The sequence below is a fragment of the Methylobacterium sp. WSM2598 genome (genome assembly GCF_000379105.1).
Classification (GTDB): Bacteria; Pseudomonadota; Alphaproteobacteria; order Rhizobiales; family Beijerinckiaceae; genus Methylobacterium.
On the sequence record NZ_KB900609.1, the window covers coordinates 3,756,908 to 3,776,298 of the forward strand.

The 19,391-nt window shown below is 70.9% G+C and carries 16 protein-coding genes and 2 pseudogenes; 9 read left to right on the forward strand and 9 right to left on the reverse strand.

Translation table 11 applies throughout. The annotated features are described in order from the left end of the window. Positions 1 to 35: 35 nt before the first annotated feature. Genes MET2598_RS0117905 through MET2598_RS0117935 form a run of 7 tightly spaced genes read right to left on the reverse strand, consistent with a single transcriptional unit; the run spans position 36 to position 6,741 of the window. Positions 36 to 1,439, reverse strand: coding sequence for an MmgE/PrpD family protein (locus tag MET2598_RS0117905; RefSeq protein ID WP_018261792.1), 1,404 nt, complete (start codon positions 1,437 to 1,439; stop codon positions 36 to 38). Position 1,440: 1 nt separating this feature from the next. Next, on the reverse strand, positions 1,441 to 2,142 hold the full coding sequence (locus MET2598_RS0117910; protein ID WP_012331809.1) for an ABC transporter ATP-binding protein: 702 nt from the start codon (positions 2,140 to 2,142) through the stop codon (positions 1,441 to 1,443). Next, positions 2,135 to 2,878, reverse strand: coding sequence for an ABC transporter ATP-binding protein (locus MET2598_RS0117915; RefSeq protein WP_018261793.1), 744 nt, complete (start codon positions 2,876 to 2,878; stop codon positions 2,135 to 2,137). Before MET2598_RS0117915 ends, MET2598_RS0117910 begins: the two co-directional genes overlap by 8 nt. Positions 2,879 to 2,881: 3 nt before the next feature. Then, positions 2,882 to 3,838 (reverse strand): branched-chain amino acid ABC transporter permease, encoded by a 957-nt coding sequence (locus MET2598_RS0117920; RefSeq protein WP_018261794.1) that lies wholly within the window; start codon positions 3,836 to 3,838, stop codon positions 2,882 to 2,884. Further along, entirely contained in the window at positions 3,835 to 4,707 is an 873-nt protein-coding gene (locus MET2598_RS0117925; RefSeq protein ID WP_012331806.1) for a branched-chain amino acid ABC transporter permease, read from the reverse strand. The genes MET2598_RS0117920 and MET2598_RS0117925 overlap by 4 nt, the downstream gene beginning before the upstream one ends. 4 nt (positions 4,708 to 4,711) lie before the next feature. Continuing rightward, the gene (locus MET2598_RS0117930) at positions 4,712 to 5,932 is read right to left on the reverse strand and encodes an ABC transporter substrate-binding protein (RefSeq protein ID WP_012331805.1); all 1,221 of its coding nucleotides are present in this window, start codon (positions 5,930 to 5,932) and stop codon (positions 4,712 to 4,714) included. After that, positions 5,929 to 6,741: a GntR family transcriptional regulator gene (locus MET2598_RS0117935; RefSeq protein WP_012331804.1), complete on the reverse strand. Its 813-nt coding sequence runs from the start codon at positions 6,739 to 6,741 to the stop codon at positions 5,929 to 5,931. Before MET2598_RS0117935 ends, MET2598_RS0117930 begins: the two co-directional genes overlap by 4 nt. Positions 6,742 to 7,175: 434 nt before the next feature. Here MET2598_RS0117935 and MET2598_RS39370 point away from each other — a divergent pair. The 6 genes and pseudogenes from MET2598_RS39370 to MET2598_RS41245 form a co-directional block, all read left to right on the forward strand. Continuing rightward, positions 7,176 to 7,442: pseudogene (locus MET2598_RS39370) on the forward strand (transposase); the annotation flags it as partial. Positions 7,443 to 8,490: 1,048 nt separating this feature from the next. Next, entirely contained in the window at positions 8,491 to 8,751 is a 261-nt protein-coding gene (locus MET2598_RS0117945; RefSeq protein ID WP_236728742.1) for a hypothetical protein, read from the forward strand. Positions 8,752 to 8,779: 28 nt separating this feature from the next. Then, positions 8,780 to 10,021, forward strand: a complete 1,242-nt coding sequence (locus MET2598_RS0117950) for a CaiB/BaiF CoA transferase family protein (protein WP_012331802.1) — start codon at positions 8,780 to 8,782, stop codon at positions 10,019 to 10,021. Then, entirely contained in the window at positions 10,018 to 10,944 is a 927-nt protein-coding gene (locus MET2598_RS0117955) for a hydroxymethylglutaryl-CoA lyase (RefSeq protein ID WP_018261795.1), read from the forward strand. Before MET2598_RS0117950 ends, MET2598_RS0117955 begins: the two co-directional genes overlap by 4 nt. A 42-nt stretch (positions 10,945 to 10,986) precedes the next feature. Further along, positions 10,987 to 12,342, forward strand: coding sequence for an MFS transporter (locus tag MET2598_RS0117960; protein ID WP_018261796.1), 1,356 nt, complete (start codon positions 10,987 to 10,989; stop codon positions 12,340 to 12,342). A gap of 91 nt (positions 12,343 to 12,433) precedes the next feature. Next, a pseudogene (locus MET2598_RS41245) lies at positions 12,434 to 12,854 on the forward strand (IS66 family transposase); the annotation flags it as partial. Here the strand turns inward: MET2598_RS41245 and MET2598_RS0117970 are convergent. Both MET2598_RS0117970 and MET2598_RS0117980 read right to left on the reverse strand, forming a co-directional pair. After that, complete coding sequence (locus MET2598_RS0117970) at positions 12,836 to 13,282, reverse strand: thiamine pyrophosphate-binding protein (RefSeq protein ID WP_018261797.1); 447 nt, start codon at positions 13,280 to 13,282, stop codon at positions 12,836 to 12,838. The pseudogene MET2598_RS41245 and the gene MET2598_RS0117970 overlap by 19 nt on opposite strands. Positions 13,283 to 13,748: 466 nt before the next feature. Then, positions 13,749 to 14,681: an AEC family transporter gene (locus tag MET2598_RS0117980; protein WP_018261799.1), complete on the reverse strand. Its 933-nt coding sequence runs from the start codon at positions 14,679 to 14,681 to the stop codon at positions 13,749 to 13,751. Between the two features lie 256 nt (positions 14,682 to 14,937). Between MET2598_RS0117980 and MET2598_RS0117985 the strand changes: the two genes are divergently transcribed. The 3 genes from MET2598_RS0117985 to MET2598_RS0118000 all read left to right on the forward strand — a co-directional run bounded on the left by MET2598_RS0117985 (position 14,938) and on the right by MET2598_RS0118000 (position 18,878). Then, positions 14,938 to 15,180, forward strand: a complete 243-nt coding sequence (locus tag MET2598_RS0117985; protein WP_018261800.1) for a hypothetical protein — start codon at positions 14,938 to 14,940, stop codon at positions 15,178 to 15,180. Positions 15,181 to 17,424: 2,244 nt separating this feature from the next. Continuing rightward, positions 17,425 to 17,664 carry a hypothetical protein gene (locus MET2598_RS0117990; protein ID WP_018261801.1) on the forward strand — a complete coding sequence of 80 codons (240 nt, stop codon included), beginning with the start codon at positions 17,425 to 17,427 and terminating at the stop codon, positions 17,662 to 17,664. Between the two features lie 30 nt (positions 17,665 to 17,694). Then, a protein-coding gene (locus MET2598_RS0118000) for an IS3 family transposase (RefSeq protein WP_085984599.1) occupies positions 17,695 to 18,878 on the forward strand; the annotation gives its coding sequence in 2 pieces (ribosomal slippage) (positions 17,695 to 17,992 and positions 17,992 to 18,878; 1,185 coding nt in all). Positions 18,879 to 19,391: the final 513 nt, after the last annotated feature.

Below are 19,391 nucleotides of genomic sequence, written 5' to 3' on the forward strand. Positions count from 1 at the left end.
GACGGATGGTCTCGGCGCGCGGCGGGGAAAGCCGCCTACGCGATCAGGGCGAGGAGCGGCCCGAGGTCGGCGGCGCGGTCGATCTCCGCCACCGCCGCGGCGATGCGGTCCGCCCGGGCGCTCCCCCAGACGGGGCCGGCGAGGGCGCGGAACTTCGCGCGGACCTCCTCGGGGGCGTAGGGATCCTCGGTGTCGCCGCGGTTGGTCTCGACCTCCGCCGAGAGGCGGCGCCCATCCGCCAGGCTCAGCGTGACCCGGGCCGGGCGGAAGGCCGGCAGCCGCGCGGTCATGGCCGGATCCTCCCGCACGCTCACCCGGCGGGCGAGCGCCAGGATGCGCGGATCGGCCCGGGCCTCCGGCCGGAAGGCCGCGACATCGGCCTCTCCGCGCATCAGGGCGGCGGCGAGCGTGTAGGGCAGCGAGAACTTGGCGGCGAGCATCGTCGCGGGGGCCGGGTGGTCGAGCTGCGCCGCCCAGACATAGGTGGCGACCTCGACGGCGCGCACCGTTCCGGGATCGATCGGCCCGGCCTCGGCGCGGATCCGCGCCAGGGCGTCGAGGGCAGCGTGGGTGTAGCGGCAGGCCGCGTGGCGCTTGAAGTAGTTGCGGGCGATCTCCCAGCGCGTGCCGAGATCCTCAATCATCGCCGCGGCGCTGAAGCCCTCGGCGATGACGCTCCCGTAGACGGTGGCGATGCCGTCGCGCTCGGGCAGGAATCCGCTCTCGGCGAGGTCCCAGGCGGTGAGCCCGAGCTGGTTCGAGAAGCCCGCATAGGCGTTGCGGATGGTCGCCCCCTCCAGCATCGTGCGCCGGCTGGTGGCGAGCCCGAGGGTCGCCGCGATGCCGGCCGCCCGGCCGATCCCGGCCGCGTCGGCGCCGTTGAGGCGCGCCACCGCGAGGGCGGCGCCGACCGTGCCCCAGGTGCCGTGCGGGTGCATCGCCACGGCGAGGCGCGAGGCGATGCCGATGCGCGCACCGATCTCGTAGCCGAGGGCGATGGCGGCGAGCAGCGCCGGGCCGCCGGTCCCGCGGTCCTGCGCGGCGGCGAGGGCGGCCGGCACCACGTGGATCGCCGGATGGCCGCGGGCATATTGGTTGCCCTCGTCGAGTTCGAGGGCGGTGCCGGCGCAGCCGTTGACGAGGGCGGCGTCGCGGGGATCGAGGCGAAGCCCGCTGCCGGGCGCCGGCGCCGGGCCGGGGCGGCGGGCCGCGAGGCGCTCGGCCAGCGCCCGGCACTCGGGCTCCTGCAGGCCGGCCGCGATCACCCCGAGACTGTCGAGGAGGACGAGCTTGGTGCGCTCCACTACGGCGGCGGGCAAGTCGGCGGGGGTGAGATCCGCCGCGAAGCCGGTCCAGCGCGCGAGCCAGGCCGGCGCGGGCGCCGCGCCGGGGCCGAGCAATTCCGAGGCCGGTATGATGCCGGGGGTGACGATGCCCATCTCAGAGCCCCAGATAGGCCCGGCGCAGGGCCGGGTCGGCGGCGAGCGCGGCGGCCTCGCCCTGCAGCGAGACGGCCCCGTTCTCCAGGATGTAGGCGCGGGTCGCGAGATCGAGCGACTGCACCACGTTCTGCTCCACCAGCATGATCGGCAATCCTTCGCGGTTGAGCCGCGCCACGAGGGCGAACATCTCCTCGACGAGGAGCGGCGAGAGGCCGAGCGAGGGCTCGTCGAGGATGAGCAGGCGGGGCTCGGCCATCAGGCCGCGGCCGATGGCGAGCATCTGCTGCTCGCCGCCCGAGAGCGTGCCGGCGGCCTGCCCCGCCCGCTCCCTCAGGCGCGGGAAGGTGGCGTAGACGCGCTCCAGATTGGCGCCGCGCCGCGCCCGGCCGCGCCGGTAGCTGCCGAGTTCGAGGTTCTCGCGCACGCTGAGGTTCGGGAAGATCCGGCGCCCCTCCGGCACGTGGATCAGGCCGGCCTCGACGATGGCGGCCGCGGAGAGGCCGGTGATCGGGCGGCCGTCGAACCGGATCGTGCCGGCGCGCGCCGGCAGCACCCCGGACAGGACCTTGTTGAGCGTGGTCTTGCCGACGCCGTTGGCGCCGAGCACGGCGACGATCTCTCCCGCCGCCACCGCGAGGTCGAGGCCGCGCAGCACCTCGGTGGCGCCGTAGCCGGCGCGCAGGCCCGTCACCTCAAGCATCGGAGGCCTGCGCCTCCAGGCGGGCGGCGGCGCCCCGGCCGAGATAGGCCTCGATCACCCGGGGGTCGCGGCAGACCTCGCGCGGCGGGCCGGAGGCGACCATGCGCCCCTGCGCGAGGACGTGGACCTCCTCGCACAGGGTCATCACGGCCTGCATGATGTGCTCGATCATCAGGATGGTGACCCCCTCGGCGCGGATCGCCCGCACCACCGGCAGGATGTCTCGGATCTCCGAGGGGTTGAGCCCGGCCAGCACCTCGTCGAGCAGGAGGAGCCGCGGCTCGGTGGCGAGCGCGCGCGCGACCTCCAGGCGCTTGCGCCCGGCCACCGTCAGGCTGGCGGCCGGCCGGTCGAGCAGGCCGCCGAGCCCGACGCGGGTGCCGACCTCGCGGGCCCGCGCCACCGCCTCGGCCCGGCGCGGATGGCGCAGGTAGGCGCCGACCGCGATGTTCTCGGCCACGGTGAGGCCGGCGAAGGGCTGGACGATCTGGAAGGTGCGGGCGATGCCCCGGCGCGCCCGCAGGTGCGGCGCCTCGCCGGTGACGTCCCGGCCCTCGAACAGCACCCGGCCGGCGCTCGGGGCGAGGAAGCCGGAGATCATCCCGAACAGGGTGGTCTTGCCGGCCCCGTTCGGGCCGATCAGCCCGGTGATCGAGCCGGCCGGCACCGCGAGCGAGGCGTCGCTCACCGCGACGAGCCCCTGGAAGCGCTTGGTGAGGGATTGGGCGGCGAGCATCGTTCAGGCTCCCGCGGCCGCGGCCCGGCGGCGGAGGAGGCCGATGAGCCCCTGCGGCGCGAAGGCGATGACGGCGACGAGGCAGATGCCGAACACGACGAGGTCGAGGCCCGGGACGCCGCCGGAGAGGTGCTTGGTCGCCTCGCCGAGCCCCTGGAGGGCGAGCGCCCCGACGAGCGGCCCGAAGGCGGTGCCGATGCCGCCGACGATGGGCGCGAGCAGCGCCTCGACGGAGATCCAGGTGCCGTAGGCGACGCCGGCGTCGAGGTAGAGGAAGTGCTGCACGTAGAGGGCCCCGGCCGCCGCGGTGATCGCCGCGGAGAGGGCGATGGCCCCGAGCTTCACCCGCAGGGCGTCGACGCCGAGCGCCCGGGCCGCCTCCTCGTTCTCGCGCACGGCGATCAGCTGGGCGCCGAAGCGCGAGCGCTCGATCCAGCGCGAGGCGAGGAGCGCCGCGCCGACGAAGCCGAGCACCAGCAGGCAGAACAGGCGCCGGTCGACGAACTGCATGGTGCCGAAACCGGGCTGGAGCGTCAGGAGCAGTCCCGCCGCCCCGCCGGTGAGGTCGGCGGCGTTGGCGAGGATGCGGAACACTTCCGCGAAGGCGAGGGTGACCAGGGCGAAGTAGGAGCCGCGCAGGCCGGCCCGGAAGCTCAGGGTGCCGATCAGGAGCCCCGTCGCGGTGCCGAGGCCGATCCCGGCGGCGAGCCCGGCCCAGGCGTTCCAGCCGAACCTGAGCTGGAGCACCGCCGTGGCGTAGGCGCCGGTGCCGAAGAAGGCGGCGTGGCCGAAGGAGTACTGGCCGCCGAAGCCCCCGAGCACGTTCCAGCCGAGGCCCGCGAGCGCGATGATCAGCGTCGTGATGAGGAAGTTGAGGGCGCTGCCCGAGAGGCCGAGGAAGGCCAGCGCTCCCAGCGCCGCCAGGGCGAGGAGCGGGGGCAGGACGTCGCGAAGGGTCATGCGCGCGCCCCGAACAGGCCGGTCGGCCGCACCAGCAGCACCAGGATGAAGATCAGGAAGATGCCGATCTGCCCGAGGCTGTCGCCGAGGATGAGGCCGGAGAAGCTCTCGACGACCCCGATCACCAGGCCGCCCACCAGCGCGCCGGTGATCGAGCCCATGCCGCCGAGCACCACGATGGTGAAGGCGACGAGCACGAAGGCGGCGCCCGAGCGCGGATTGACGTAGTAGGTCGGCATCAGGAGGCATGCCGCCACGCCCAGGCAGGCGCAGCCGAGGCCGAAGGTGACCGCGTAGACGTGGTCGACCTCGATGCCGACGAGGCGGGCCCCGAGCTTCTCGCGGGAGACCGCCCGGATCGCCCGGCCCGTGTCGGTGCGGTTGAGGAGCAGCCAGAGCAGGCCCGTGACCACGAGCGAGCCGGCGAGGCCGATCAGCCGCGGGGTCGAGAGCAGCAGCGGCCCGACCTCGACCACCTGGAGCGCCGCGTCGGACTCGATCGCCCGGGTGTCGGAGCGGAACGCCGCCAGCAGCGCGTTCTCCAGCACGATCGAGAGACCGAGGGTGACGAGCAGCACGTTGTCGTCGCTGCCGTGACTGGCCGGGCCGATGACGAGGCGCTGGAGCCCGTAGCCGAGGCCGAACATCAGCGGCACCACGGCGATCAGCGCCAGGTAGGGATCGACATGCGCGGTGGCGGAGGCGCCCCACACCGCGAACATCGCGCAGGTCAGCAGGGCGCCGTGCGCGAAATTGATGATGTGCAGCACCCCGTAGACCAAGGTCAATCCGAGCGCGATCAGCGCGTAGACGGCCCCGGTCATCAGGCCGTTGAGGGCCGCCTCGATCAGGATCTGGGGCGCGTACATCGGCTCAGGCCCTCAGGGGAAAGTTCGGCTTGGCCTCGGCGAAGCCGTCCGGGGCGATCACCTTGACGTCGCCGCCCTGGACCTGCGTGTTGAGGGGCAGCGCGCTGGCGTTCTGGCCGCCGGCGAAGCGCGACTGGCCGTAGGGCATCACCCCGCTGCCGAAGCTCTGCGTGGCCAGCGCCTCGATGATCCGGGCGCGGTCGGGGGCGCCGGCCTTCTCGATCGCCTCGGCCATCAGCCGCACGGCCGAGTAGTTCATCGGCACGTTGTAGGCGAAGGCGCGGCCGGCCGCCTCGGTCCGTCGGCGCAGTTCGGCCGCGGCCGGGTTCTTCGGATCGGGCCAGTGGTTGCAATCCATCACCCCCTCGGCGGCCTGAGGGAACTCCTTGACGAAGCGGAGGCTCGACGCGCCGCCGCCGAGGATGGCGTAGATGCCCTTGGGGCGGACGCGCTGCTGCTGCAGGGTGCGGGCGAGGAGAACGAACTCGCCGTAGTAGTTCGACGGAACGACGAGGTCGGGCTGCAGCGAGCGGATGCGCAGCACGACGTTGGCCATGTCGCGGGCCGGAGTCGGATGGGCAATCGTCTCCAGGATCTCGAAGCCGCGCTTGGGCAGCTCGGCCTGGAGCAGCTTGGCGAGGCCCGAGCCGAACAGCCCGTCCTCGTGCACGATCACCACCGTGCGGGCGGGCTTGCCGGCCCCGTCATTGAGGGCGACGAGGCGCTCCAGGGCGCTCGTCGTGACCATGCTGAAGCTCGGGGAGAACCGGAAGGTGTTCCTGAGGCCGCGCTGCGTGAGCGAATCGGCGACGCCGACATCGATCAGGTAGGGCAGGTCGTAGCGGGCCGCCGCCTGGCTGGCGGTGGCGCACAGGCCGCTGCCGAAGCCGCCCACGATCGCGGCGACGCCCTCGCCCGCGAGGCGCTCGGCCTCCTGGGCGGCGGCTTCCGGGTTCGAGCGGTTGTCGGCGATCACCGCCTCGATCCGGGCGCCGCCCAGCGCCTTGAGGCCGCCCGCGGCGTTGAGGTCCGCCACCGCGAGTTCCGCCCCGAGGCGGCCGAGGTCGCCGTCGCCGGCGAGCGCCCCGGTGAGCGGCTGGAGGATGCCGATCTTCACCGGCGCGGGCTCGGCCCGCAGCACCGCCGGCATCGCGAGGAGCGAGGCGGCGGCCGCGCCGCCCGTGAGCACGCGGCGGCGGTTCGGGACGCGATCGGACGCGATCATCGGGCGGGTCTCCTCTGCGCGGCGGCGCGGGCAGGTCTGGGTGGGGGTGGCGCGGCGGGCGCCCAGTGCCGCTCGCCCGCCTCGCCGGTGCGCACGAGGTCCATGCGCAGGGCGTAGCGGTCGGGCCGGTAGAGGGCGTGCAGGTGCTCGACGCCGCGTCCCTGCGGGTCGTAGACGACGCGGGTGAGGTCGATGACGGGGGCGCCGAGGCCGAGGTCCAGCGCCTCCGCGGCCTCGGGCCCGGCGAGCGTCGCGGTGATGGCCTGCGTGGCGCGCGCGGCGGCGACGCCCGAGCGCTCCATCAGCTCGAGGAGCGGCGTGGTGACGAGGTCGGCCTCCGAGTAGGACAGGCCGATCCGCTCGGGCACGTGCGTGGTGAGGTACGAGAACGGCTTGCCGTCGATCAGGCGCACCCGAACGGAGCGCTGCACCCGCTCGCCCGGCGCCAGCACCAGCGCCTCGGCGATCGCCGCCGGGGCCGGCTCGTAGCCGAAGGACAGCAGCCGCACGCCGGTCGCGCGGCCCATCTGGATCAGGCCCGAGAGCAGGTTCGGCAGATCGGCGACCACGGGCCGCGCCGCGCCCTCCTGGCGCACGAAGGTGCCCGATCCCGCGCGCCGCTCCACCAGCCCCTCGCTCGACAGGAGGTCGAGGGCGCGGCGCACCGTCGCCCGCGACAGGCCGTGCTCGGCCGCGAGCGCCGGCTCGCCGGGCAGTCGCGCGCCGTTCGGCAGACGGCCCCCGGCGATGCGCTCGCGCAGGAGCAGGTAGAGCCTGCGCGCCTTGTGCGGTTCGATGGCCGCCGCCATGCGGAACTCCCTGGCTCACGCCTTGCCAGGCCGAGAGCGGGTCAGTCATCTGTACGGTTATGCGAACAGCTTTCTGTCTGTCAATTCGGACAGGCACGGTTCCGCTCTCCAGGGGCCGCGCCCCGTGGAGCGGCGTTGCCGAGGCGGAGCGAGAGATCGGGCCTGCAGCCGCGCGCTGCAGGGCACGGCTGCAGGCCCGATCTCTCGCGAGGGTGGTCACCGACGGTGACCGGTGCGGATCGGCTTGCTCGCACGAACCCCGAACCCGGGAATCCCGATCACCAGGTGGACGGTGAGCCTTCGGCGTGAACCGCCCCGGATCTCCCGGAGACTCCGCTTGTCGGGAGGACCGCGCCGTGGCGCCGCATAAGCCACTCTTCTTCGGGAGGAGCCGCGCGAGCGATCTGGCGCGAGCGATCTGGATGGTCCGAGAGCGCCAGGGCGATCGCGACCGAACCCTGGAGGCCCGGCTCGGCACGCTTGAGCTGAAGGTGCCCAAGCTCAGGAGCGGCCCCTCCGCCTTTCCGCCGTTCCTGGAGCCCCGGCGCACGATCGAGAAGGCGCTCACCGCCGTGATCCAGGAGGCCTGGATCTCAGGCGTGTCCACCCGCCGGGTGGAGGACTTGGTGCAGGCCATGGGCATGAGCGGCCTCTCCAAGAGCCAGGTCTCCAAGCTGGGCAAGGAGATCGACGAGCGCGTCATACGCCATCCGGTTGATTGCTTCGCCATCTCCCATTCCCAGAGCCCAGCAATCCCGCGTCGCCACAGCCATCCGCGAGGTCTTCGTCCAGCCGACACAGGACAAGGCGCGCGAGTTATGGCGCGCCATTGCCGCCTCTGCATCACAGCAGCCTGCCGAAGCTGGCCCGGGCGATGGAAGGGCGTGGTCGGCATCTTCCCCAACGAAGCCTCGATCGTCCGGCTGATCGGTGCCGTGCTGATCGAGGCCAACGACGAGTGATCGCTCCAGCACCGCTATCTCGGCCTGGAGCCCCTGAACGGTCTCGCCTCCGGCGCCGACGACGCGCCACGCCTGCTTGCTCCACCCGCCGAGCCGGTTCACCTTCCACCCGCGGCGGCCTGACCGATCCCACCGGTGGCCCTCCTCCAATTGCCACCACTCCGGTGGACGCGACCCAGATCCGCCGTTATCGCGGCCGACTGCTCGTGACCCAAAGCGGCCCCTCGCAGCATCTGTCTGGAATGTCCGGTTGTGAGGGTTGTCCGGACATATGATTTCCTGACACGCTTCCCTGACATCCACCGCCACGCGGAGCTTTCGCATCAGGTTCGTAAGCGTGCGGCTAGCTGGCTCACCCCTCCATGTGACAGCAGGGCGAGATCCACGGGACCGACTCCCGCGAGGACGCGCTGCCGGAGAAGGCCGGCCAGCCGCGCCCAGCAGTGGGTGAGCACGACCTGGAGGCGTGGAACGCCTGTCGCCGCCTCGCCCGGCGGAAAGTTGCCGCCTGTCCAGCGACCGCCGGAACTGACCCCCGGATATGCGGCCTGTATTACCCCGGCCGGGGGACGGGCCCGCGGAATGATAAACTAAGCAATAGATGGCACGTGCGGTCAAGCGTTGCCATGGATGAACCGCACAAAACTCACTTGTGTTAAACCCACTTCTCTGCTTCCCTGCCTGCAATCATGCGCCTGAGCTAAATACTCAGGCTGCGCCGACCTGATTGCCCCCGCGCGTTCTTCGGATGGCGGGCGCGCCGGCGCTGAACCAGGGAGGTGCGCCGGTGCCGCTGAACCTGACGCAGAAGCTCGTCCGCTCGCACCTCGTCGATGGCCGCCCCGACCCGGGCGAGGAGATCGAGATCGCGGGCATCGCCGCCGCGCTGCAGGCGGGCCGCGAAATCGTCGCCATCGTCGGGGGCAAGCGGCAGATCCAGCTTCGCCACGACCTGTCGCGGCGCCAGACCGAACTGCTGCTGAAGGGCGGCGTTATCAACTGGCTGCGCGAGCGGCTCGGCGCCGGTTCCGCGCAGCACGTCGCCTGACCCTTCCCCCAGAGCCGGTCGAACCGCGATGCCGACACACGATTCCGCCCCCTCCAGCGGCCCCCTGACGGGCCTGCGCATCCTCGAACTCGGCCATTTCGTCGCCGCCCCGTTCGGGTCGCGGCTGCTCGCCGACCTCGGGGCTGACGTGATCAAGGTCGAGGCGCCCGGCGGAGACCCGGTGCGCCAGTGGGGACGGCAGGTCGAGGGCGCGGGCGCGCCCTGGACCTCGATGCACCAGCGCAACAAGCGCAGCCTCGTGCTGAACCTCAAGGATCCGCGCGCGGTCGAGGTCGTGCTGCGCCTCGTGCGTACCTGCGACGCGGTGATCGAGAACTTCCGCCCCGGCCAGCTCGCCAAGATGGGCCTTGGCCGCGAGGCGATGGAGGCCGCGCGGCCCGGCATCGTGGTCGCCAGCATCTCCGGCTACGGGCAGGACGGGCTCTACCGCGACCGCGCCGCCTTCGGGGTGATCGGCGAGGCGATCGGGGGCCTGCGCTACCTCACCAACCACCCGCCCTCCGTCTCGGACCTGCCGCCCGTGCGCGTCGGCGTCTCGATCGGCGATTCGATCGCCGGGCTCTACGCGGCCTTCGGCATCGTGGCGGCCCTGTGGGCGCGCGACCGGAAGGAGGGCGGGGACGGGCGCGGCCGTGCCATCGACGTGGCGCTGACCGAATCCGTGCTCTCGATGATGGAGGGCATGCTGCCCGAATACGGCGTGTTCGGCTCGGTGCGGCATCCGACGGGTGCGCGCATCGCCACCGCCTCCCCCTCCTCCGCCTACCCGACCGCGGACGGCAAGTGGATTCTGATCGCCGGCAATTCCGAGCCGATCTTCGCCCGCCTGACCGCCCTGATGGGGCAGCCCGAACTGGCGCAGGATCCGCGCTTCATCGGCAACGGCAAGCGCGTGGCGAACGTCGAGGACCTCGACCGGATGATCGGCGCTTGGAGCGCCACGCATTCCGCTGCCGACCTGGAGCGGATGCTGGCCGAGGCCGACGTGCCCTCGACCATCGCCTACACCGCCGCCGAGATTGCCGCCGACCCGCAGTTCCGCGCCCGCGGCATGGTGCAGGAGGTCGAGGACCCGCAATTCGGCACGGTGCTGCACGCGGGCATCGTGCCGCACGTGCCCGACGATCCGGGCCGCATCCGCTGGCCCGGCCCCCGCGCGGGGGAGCACACCGACGCGATCCTGCGCGACGTGGCCGGGCTCGACGCCGACGCGATCGGGAAGCTGCGCGAGGACGGAGTGGCGGCATGACGCACGACGTGGTGGAGATCGTCGAGGTCGGGCCGCGCGACGGCTACCAGGGCATCGGCCCCTTCATCCCGACAGAGCGCAAGATCGAGATCCTCGGACGCCTCGTCGCCGCGGGTCTCCGGCGCATAGAGATCGGTTCCTTCGTGAGCGCGACGGCGCTGCCGCAGATGCGCGACACGCCAGAGGTGCTCGCCGCCTGCGCGCGCTTCCCCGGCCTCGAACCCCAGGTGCTGGTGCCGAGCGAGCGGCGCGGGCGCGACGCGGTAGCGGCCGGCGCGCGCCGCCTCGTCTTCGTGCTCTCGGTGTCCGAGGCGCACAACCGCAACAACGTCCGGCGCTCGCCCGGGGAATCGGCTGACGAGTACGACCGCCTGCTGCGAGCGATCCCCGGCGAGGTCGCGATCCGCCTCGACCTCGCGACCGCCTTCGACTGTCCCTTCGAGGGCCGCGTCCCGGAGGAGAGGGCGCTGGCGCTGCTCGACCGCTTGGTCGCGCTCAAGCCCGACGCCGAGATCTGCCTGTGCGACACGACGGGACGCGCCGACCCGGCGCATGTCGGGCGGCTGTTCGCGCGGGCCAAAGCTCGCTTCCCCCAGGCGAAGGCCTGGGCGCTGCACGCGCACGACACCTACGGGCTCGGGCTCGCCAACGTGCACGCGGCCTACCGCGAGGACGTGCGGGTCTTCGACGCCTCCTTCGCGGGCCTCGGCGGCTGCCCCTTCGCGCCCGGCGCCACCGGCAACGTTGCGACCGAGGACCTCGCCTGGATGTTCGCCCGGATGGGCGTCGGGACCGGGATCGACCTCGACGCGCTCGTCGCGGTGGCACGCGAGGGAGCGGCACTGCCGGGCGGCCTCGCCGGCGGGCGGGTGCGCGACGCCTACGGCGCCGGCACGGCCTGCCTCGCGCAGGCTGTCACCTGAGGCGAGACGGGGGCGCAGCGCAGCGAGACGAGGGAGGAACATATGGCAGCCGGCGATGCGGTCCTGCGCGAGGACGCCTCCGCTCCCTGGTACGCGGGCCTGACGGCGCGACATTGGCGCATCCTCTGGGGCAGCTACCTCGGCTGGATCTTCGACGGCTATGAGGCGGTGGCGCTGGTCTACGCGCTCCGCCCGGCGCTGAACTCCATTCTCACGCCCGAGCAGGCGCAGGCGCCCGCCTTCTACGTCGGCGCGGCGATCGGCATCACGCTGCTCGGCTGGGGGATCGGCGGCATGCTGGGCGGCATCGCGGCGGATTACATCGGCCGCAAGCGCATGATGATGCTCTCCATCCTCGGCTACGCCATCTTCACGGGGCTGACCGCCTTCGCCGGGAGCTTCGCGCAGCTCGCGCTCCTGCGCTTCATCACCGGCCTGGCGATCGGCTCGGAATGGAGCACCGGCATCGCGCTCGTCGCCGAGACCTGGCCGAACCGGGCGCGGCCGAAGGGCTGCGGCTTCCTGCAATCGGGCTTCGGCGGCGGCGCGGTGCTGGCGGCGATCGTCTGGGCGGTGCTGGCGGCGACCAACCCGCTCGGCTCCGAGAGCTGGCGCATCATGTTCGCGCTCGGCGCGCTGCCGGCCTTCGTCTGCCTCTACCTGCGCCGCGCGCTGGAGGAATCCGAGCGCTGGATGACGGCGCTCAAGGAGCAGCGCTGGGCCGCCACGACGGAGGACGCGCAGAGCGGCCGCGTGCACAAGACAGCGCAGCGCCCCTTCACGCTCACCGAGATCTTCCGCGAGCCGGAGAGCCGGCGGCGCGTGCTGCTGGCCACCGTGATGTCCTTCGCCACGACGGTGGGCTGGTGGGCGGTGTCGTCCTGGCTGCCGGCCTACACCGAGGCGCTGGCCAAGGCGGCGGGCGAGCCCGCCAACGTCTGGGGCCCGCGCATGGGCATCATCTACAACATCGGGGCGATCGCCGCCTACCTGGTCTCGGGCTTCCTCGCCGACGCGATCGGGCGGCGCAAATTCCTGATCCTGACCTATGCGGGCTGCCTCGCGACCTCGGTGCTCGCCTATGTGTGGACCGGCGGTCTGACCACCTTCATGGTCATCGCCTTCCTGAACGGGGTCTTCACGCTCGGCTTCTCGTTCAGCTGGATGGCGATCTACCTCGTGGAGCTGTTCACGCCGGCCGTGCGGGCGACCGCCGCGAGCTTCGTGTTCAACGGCGCCCGCCTGATCGCCTGGATCTTCCCGATCATCGCCGGCCAGATCGTCACCTCGTTCGGCGGCGTGGCGCGGGCGGCGCTGATCATGAGCAGCGTCTACGTGCTCGGGCTGATCGTGCCCTGGTTCATGCCCGAGACCACCGGCAAGCCGCTGCCGGAATAGCTTCTGGACAGCCGCCGCAGATGGCGGACGCGCGTGCGAGCCTCTTCCCGCGGCTCGCCGTCGTGCGGTGGCGAGGCAGAACGGAGGGTAGATCGACCTTCCGGAGGTGACGCCGCTCGTCACTCAGGATCAGCGGCTCGCCGTGCGCTGGCCGTCCCGCGGAACTCGGGTCGTTGCCCCGGTGCCGCAGGTGGCGGCCGGCACGCCGTTCGGCCCGCGGTTGCACGCGGTGGCGACCTCCCTGAAGACCTTCCAGGCTCTGTCCTCCGAGCGCCTGCAAGCCGCGCTGGCTGACCTGTTCGGGCTGACCCTGAGCCAGGGTGGGCTGATGAACGGGCTCGCGGCGGGCGCAGGGCCGGTTCGTGGAGGGCCGTGAGGCTGCGGTCTCGGCGCTGCGCCGAGCTGAGGTGGTGGCCTCGGACGAGACCGGCATGCGCATCGAGGGCAGCAACGCGTATCACGGGGTCTTCCGCTCGGACGAGGCGGTCGTTCATCACGCCGCCCCGACGCGCGCCGGGCGCGCCTGGCGCGTCACCGGGCGCAGGATGTCGACGCGGGGAATGTCCTGCAGCGGCCCGAGATTGGCCTGTGGCCGCGAGGTGCAGCCGCCGATCAGCAGCACCGGCACCCGCGCCAGCGCCGCGTTGGCGATGCCGGTGACGCAGTTGGTGACGCCGGGTCCCGCCGTCGCCGTGCAGACGCCGAGTTCGCCGGTGAGTTCGGCGTGGGCGTGGGCCATGTGCACGGCCGCGCCCTCGTCGCGCACGTCGACGATGCGGATGCCGAGCCGGGCGGCGTGGTCCCAGATCGGTTGGATGTGGCCACCCTGGAGGCCGTAGATCCGTGCGACCCCGCGCGCCTCGAGGAATCGCGCGATCCAGGCCGCGCAGGAATGCGCGTCCGCATTGAGGTCCACGACGGTGTGCGCGGGCTGACCCATGCTCGTCCTCCCGGGTGTCGAGGTCGGGGCCCATGCGGGCGCCCGCGTGGGATAGCGCCGGTCGCCGCGCGGCGCAGGTCCGTGCCGGACGGCGACCCCGCGTGCCGAGCTCAGCCGATGTCGCCAGCGTATTTCTGCACCAGCGCCCAGGCGTCGGCACCGAACTTCTCGCGCCACTGGCTGTAGAATTTCGTGCTCTTCAGGGCCGCCTGGAAGGCTGCCGGGTCTACGGTGTTGAAGACGAGGGCTTTTCATTCCAGCCCCTTCTGCAGGTCGACGTTGGCCTTGGCGATGTCATCGCGCTCCTTGAGCGCCGCCTGGTTCAGCTGCGACGGGGAGCGGGCGGACCGGCTCTCGCAGCAGCACATCGCGCGCCGCCACGGTGTTCGTCGCCCGCCTGCAGGCGCAAGAGGATGCCGCGGCCGCCGAGGCCCGCAGCCGCCGCGTGCGTCGCTGAGGTGCCGTCTCAGGCGAGCCATGCCACGAGCAGCGAGACCGTGAGCACCGAGGCGATGTGCGACAGCAGGATCGCGCCGGAGGTCACGCCTGCCTCCAGCCCGTAGAGCTTGGCCAGCGTGAAGGGCCCCGATCCGATCGGCAGCGCACTGAGTAGCACGGCGGCGCGGGCCCAGAGCGAAGGCATCTCGAACACGTGGAAGACCAGGAGCGCTGTGACGGCGGGTTGCAGCAGAAGCTTCAAACCGACGAGGGCGGCGATCGGTCGGACGTCGGCGAGCACGACCCGCTCCTGGGCCAGGAACAGCCCAATGCAGATGAGCGCGCAGGGCGAGGCCGCCCCGCCGAGGAGCGAGGCGAAGCGTTCGACCGGCGCCGGGACGCTTACCCCCGTGAGACCAACCGCGAGGCCGGCGAGAGGCGCGATCAACAGAGGATTGCGCACGAGCGCGAGTACGACCTTGCGCGCCGTGCCGGCCCGGCCGGCGCCCTTCTGAAGGTCGAGTTCGATCAGCACGATCGCGAACAGGAACAGCACGCAGGCGGTGAAGAGCGTCGCGATCACCGCCGCCGGCAGGCTTGCCGACCCGAAGACCAGCAGGCAGAGCGGGATGCCCATGAAGCCGACGTTGCTGTAGCCGGCATCCAGGCCCTCGATGCAGGCCTGGGCCATGCCCGCGCCCCTAAGGATCCCAAGGATGTAGGCCGCGGCGAAGGCCGCTACGATCCCGCCCAGGAAGGCCACGGAGAACCCGACCTGAGCGACCTGCTCGGGGGTGATCTTCGCCATGGCGCCGAACATCAGGGCCGGAAGCGCGAGATAGATCGCGAACCGGTTCAGGCTGTCGGTCGCGGCCGGCCCGAACAGGGCGGTGCGGCCGCACAGGAAGCCCGTCAGGATAAGGGCGAAGATCGGAAGGGCTGCGTTGAGGACGGCCTGCATCGTGTCACGCGGATGAGAGAGCCCTTGAACACGAAGCCGGGCATCCCGCTCTGATGCAAATTCAGGCCCGCGGCAAGATCAGGAAACTGGAACGCGATCGTCGGGACCCGGACGCTTAGGTCGGGTCCTCCTTCATCAGGGCTCAACCACACTAGGGAACTACTGAGGCTGCAGCTTTACTAACTTGCAGACAAATCGCATTATCCAGTTTTATCGGCTGCATGTATTGGCGTGTAGATGGCGTCGAATATTTCGAATGAACGTACCGTCGATCGAGAGGCGCAGCACGGGACTGAGCACAGAGCTCATCATGCCGAATGAGGGGCGGGTGGGCCTTGCCGCGCAACAGCGGCGTTGGATGAGAGGGCAAATACTCTGTTTGATCGGACACTGCCGCACGCTCGCCCGCGACCACGAATCCACTTTGAAATCTGCGCTCGCGTACTTCGTCCTTGCCGCTGCCAATTTTCTTGACGCGCGCCTCGAGACAGAGGTCTGAGATGGATTGAGGCCGGAGGCATTATAGCCGATCGTGTCCCCTGGCGTGGTGTAGCTTGGGCGTGGCCACCCCGATCACCGGCCGGGGCCGGATCGATCAGGCTGCCAGGGTGGGCAGGCTGACGAGGGGATCATCGCCGATTGGGGCGATGCTTTCCAGGGTCATGGAGAAACTCGGGACGCAGCCGACGCGGTACTCCACACCATGACGCCCGAAGAAAAATCTTCCGCGCGGGGTCGCGCGCGCCGATTTAAATCCGAGCGCCGTGCAACAAAAGAGAAGAGCCTTCCTCGCGGTGAGTCATAGGGCGACGCTGCAAGCGTCATCGCTGAGTTCTTCAACAGCATCGGTCGCGAGCGGCCCCTCACGGCGGGTATCAAGCGTCAGATTTGAACCGCGAGGCAGGCTCTCGGCGGGCGCGAGGCCGAGGCATGCGGGCAGCGCTGCGGTCATGCAGTAGGATTGTAGGCGGCTGTCGGGCGGCCCCACTGCCCGACCCACAGGATGCGCGCCCTGGGCATGGCGTGCAGCGGGACAGCCCACCTGCCTTGGCGGGCGCCCCGAGGGACCCGACGAGACCCGGGGGAGGCTCGGCGATCCCTCCCTGCCTGTCAGCCACGCAGGTCAAGGCAAGGGCTCGGGCATGACGGCAGGCGTGAGCGCGGCGGATGCTGCGGCGTCAGCCACGGAGCGGGCATGACGGTCGGGCACGGCGGCAGTGCGAGCGGCAGGCGCGACGTCAGCCGCCGGGGATCCTGCAGCGCTCCCCTCACCCTCCTGTGGATGAGCACGGCTCTGCATGCGGGGAGCGCTCGGGGAGCGCTGCGAAATGGGTGAGACCCGAAATCTGAGCTAAGTGGTGGTGCCGCAAGAGGGATTCGAACCCCCGACCCTCTCATTACGAAAAAGCACTTTCGGCTCATGTTCGCGCATCGTTTGCGCTCCGTGCGCGACACGTTCCGCGCTCTGCGCCACGAAAGTGCTTTTTCGCGCAGCGTCACAGGTTCACGTGAACCTGTGAGCGCATCATCGTCGGGGCGGAGAACTCTCGGGCTGCAACAGCAGGAGAAACCTGCCGCAGCAGCACGACACCACAAAGCAAGACCCCTTCAGGTTGGCGCCTGAAGGGGTCTCAAGCCCGCGAGGGGCTGGATAGGTGTAGCGACCAAATCCTGTCCCGACAGTCTGTCTGAGTCAATCTGAAAGCACCGCTTTCGGACGCGGGCGCGCTTTGCCGTTCGCCCTGCCGCGGCCCTGACAAGGGCCGGGAACGATGACCTGTACCTATCGCCTACCGCCGCGCGAGGCCGCGGACAGGCTGGAGACGGCCGTACAGAGCCGGAAGAACGCCAAGGCGGTGCATGCCCTGGCGACGTTCCTGGCGCGGTTCTGGAGCGCCCCAGGACGGATCGGGCGGGCCTTCCCCGTAGATCGCGCGGCGCTCGCGGACCATCCCGAGCTGGGGCTCACGGAGGCCCGCGTACGGGGCGCCCTCGCGGTCCTGGAGGCGATTGGCTTCGTTGAGCGAGTCGACGTCGTCGGCTCGGCCTACCGCGCCACGGAGAACGGTCTACGGCGCAAGCCGGTCCAGTGGCGCTTCGGCCCGGACTACATGCCCGTGTTCCTCGCGGCCAACCGGCGGGCTCAGAGGGCCCGTGGGGCCGGTTCTCCGGCGCGGTGCCGATCCCCACACCCCCTGCCCTACCGCGGCCGTCCGTGGCCACCTCAACCACCCAGGAGCGCTCTCCTGCGCGGGTCCCCCTCCGTCCGCCCCCCAACTCGCCAGAAAAGACCATCCAGCGGAAGCGTCCTTATCGGCGAGAAGGGTTCGGCAGCGGCGGCGTCAGGTCTCGAAGCCGCTCTGGAGCGGCTGCGCCGGGCGGGAGGGTTCTGAACCGAAGAGGCTAGCGGAACCGTCCTCAAGCTGCCGGAACGGCGGTCGGCGGCACCGTCTGCGGCCTCTCCGGCGCCGCCGTGCCTTGCACCGGGCCTGGATGCGGCTGTCGAACGGTTTCGGCGGGGCGTGGAGCGGGACGCGTAGCAGCAGGCAGCGGGAGATCGACCAAGACGATGCGGCCGCTCAGCGGGTCGAGGATGCGGATCTGCGCCATCTGGTTCCCCTCATGGGAGGAGCGGACAGCCTGTCTCGATTCAGGTAAGACTTCGTTAAGGGCCGTCCCGTGCGGCCAAACACACCCAGAGAGTAGACCAGCGTTCGCGTGCTCCCGCCCTGGAGATGCCCCCATGCACCCCGCCATCGTCACCAGGAACCTCGCCGAAGTCGCCGCCGAGGAAGCCGCGGAGGTGCTGGATCACCTGCGCGACATTGGCATTGTGTGCCGCGTCGCCCCGCATGCCGCGCCCGTGCCGGCTATCCGCGTGATCGTGCCCGGGCTGAACGACGATCTCCGCAAGCGGCTGAGCGGCCTCCTGTGCATGGTCGACGCTAAGGTGATCCTTCCTCGGTTTCACGGACACCTCTGATACGCTCTGGCGGAGCGGGGAAGGTGTCGGATGGCGAAGACGAGACGGGAGTTCACGCCCGAGTTCAAACGCGAAGCGGTCGCCCTGCTGGAGAGCAGCGGCCGGCCGCAGATGCAGATCGCGGCCGAGCTCGGGATCCAGCCCTCGATGTTGCGGCAGTGGCGTGCAACGCTGAACGGGGCACCGCCCCGACCGCGGCCGGCAGGATCGACCGGGGCCTTGCCATCAAGCCCGATCGCCTCGCCGTCCAATCAGGCCGCCGAGATCGCCCGTCTGCGGCGTGAGCTCGACCGCACGCGCATGGAGCGCGACGTCCTAAAAAAAGCCATCGGCATCTTCGCGGAGATGCCCACGTGACCTACGCCTTCATCGAGCAGCATGCGCGGACCTGGCCGGTGCGTCTCATGTGCCGCGTGCTCGACGTCTCCCCCAGCGGCTTTTACGGGTGGCGGTCACGGCCTGAGAGCGCCCGCTCGGCCTCCAACCGCCAGCTCCTGGACGATGTCCGGCGCATCCATGCCGCCCACCACCGGCGCTATGGTGCCCCACGCGTGCATGCCGCCCTGCGGGCCGAGGGCCGTTCAGCCAGCCGCGGGCGGGTGGAGCGTCTCATGCGCCGGCACGGCATCCGTGCCCTGGCGGGGCGTCGGTTCCGGCCCTGCACGACCGACAGCCGTCACGATCTCCCCATCGCCCGGAACCTCCTGAGGCAGGACTTCTCGGCCGCGCGGCCGAACACGGTTTGGCTGGCCGACATCACCTACCTGCCGACCGGCGAGGGCTNNCTCTACTTGGCTGCCGTCCTCGATCTGGCCACGCGCAAGATCGTCGGCTGGTCGATGCGCGATCATATGCGCACCGAGCTGAGCGTGGCTGCGCTGATGATGGCCGCCCAGCGGCAGCGACCGGCCGCCGGGCTTATCTGCCACTCGGATCGCGGCAGCCAGCACGCGGCCGAGGCCTACCGGAGGCAGCTCGCCGGCATGGCGGCCAGGCCGTCCATGAGCCGGACGGCCTGCTGCTACGATAATGCCCCGATGGAGAGCTTCTTCCACACCCTCAAGGTCGAGCTTGTCCATCAGCGACGATGGGCGACCCGGGATGAGGCGCGCCGCGACCTGTTCGCTTACATCGAGGGCTACTACAATCGGCAGCGCATCCACTCGGCACTCGGTTATCTCACGCCCGAGCAAGCCGAACGGACCGCGAGCTAAACTCCCCGTGTCCGCGAAATCAGGGGAGGATCAGGTTAATCCCGCTGCGCTGCATGCACTACTAAGGCACGGCTCCGCTCCCATGTGTGGCAACAGCACGCTCAGTCTCTCAGCCGTCTGCGCCCGAACTGATCGGCGGACCATGGAAGGGAAATGGTGATGAAATCATCCGGATTGCAGGCAGCTGGCGTGGCGGGCCGCTGAGAGTACGGGGTCTCCGGCCCAAGCCGGAGGACGGAGTGCTCGATGACAGGATGCGATACGGTCAGCATTCCCCGACCGTCTCCATCGCGCCGATGATCGTTCCTGGCCAGAGGCGGTGCGATGGACGGCCGGTCTTCAGGCTAGCCGGGCCACCGTCTTGCGGGCACGGCCATGTACTGGCGGCATGCTCGCGAGGGTATACCCGGTGGATTCAAGTGGTCGTCGCAACGGCTTGGCGGAGGGCGGTTGTGATGGCAGGTCGGCGGCGTTCGGATCGGGCACTTCGCGAGAAGCTGCGGTCACCGGGTC

Excerpts from the sequence above, each read along its gene's own strand:
- MET2598_RS0117905 (WP_018261792.1), bottom strand. The coding sequence starts at position 1,439 with ATGGGCATCGTCACCCCCGGCATCATACCGGCCTCGGAATTGCTCGGC.
- MET2598_RS0117910 (WP_012331809.1), bottom strand. The coding sequence starts at position 2,142 with ATGCTTGAGGTGACGGGCCTGCGCGCCGGCTACGGCGCCACCGAGGTG.
- MET2598_RS0117920 (WP_018261794.1), bottom strand. The coding sequence starts at position 3,838 with ATGACCCTTCGCGACGTCCTGCCCCCGCTCCTCGCCCTGGCGGCGCTG.
- MET2598_RS0117915 (WP_018261793.1), bottom strand. The coding sequence starts at position 2,878 with ATGCTCGCCGCCCAATCCCTCACCAAGCGCTTCCAGGGGCTCGTCGCG.
- MET2598_RS0117960 (WP_018261796.1), top strand. The coding sequence starts at position 10,987 with ATGGCAGCCGGCGATGCGGTCCTGCGCGAGGACGCCTCCGCTCCCTGG.
- MET2598_RS0117955 (WP_018261795.1), top strand. The coding sequence starts at position 10,018 with ATGACGCACGACGTGGTGGAGATCGTCGAGGTCGGGCCGCGCGACGGC.
- MET2598_RS0117925 (WP_012331806.1), bottom strand. The coding sequence starts at position 4,707 with ATGTACGCGCCCCAGATCCTGATCGAGGCGGCCCTCAACGGCCTGATG.
- MET2598_RS0117935 (WP_012331804.1), bottom strand. The coding sequence starts at position 6,741 with ATGGCGGCGGCCATCGAACCGCACAAGGCGCGCAGGCTCTACCTGCTC.
- MET2598_RS0117930 (WP_012331805.1), bottom strand. The coding sequence starts at position 5,932 with ATGATCGCGTCCGATCGCGTCCCGAACCGCCGCCGCGTGCTCACGGGC.
- MET2598_RS0117970 (WP_018261797.1), bottom strand. The coding sequence starts at position 13,282 with ATGGGTCAGCCCGCGCACACCGTCGTGGACCTCAATGCGGACGCGCAT.
- MET2598_RS0117950 (WP_012331802.1), top strand. The coding sequence starts at position 8,780 with ATGCCGACACACGATTCCGCCCCCTCCAGCGGCCCCCTGACGGGCCTG.
- MET2598_RS0117985 (WP_018261800.1), top strand. The coding sequence starts at position 14,938 with ATGAACGTACCGTCGATCGAGAGGCGCAGCACGGGACTGAGCACAGAG.
- MET2598_RS0117980 (WP_018261799.1), bottom strand. The coding sequence starts at position 14,681 with ATGCAGGCCGTCCTCAACGCAGCCCTTCCGATCTTCGCCCTTATCCTG.
- MET2598_RS0117990 (WP_018261801.1), top strand. The coding sequence starts at position 17,425 with ATGCACCCCGCCATCGTCACCAGGAACCTCGCCGAAGTCGCCGCCGAG.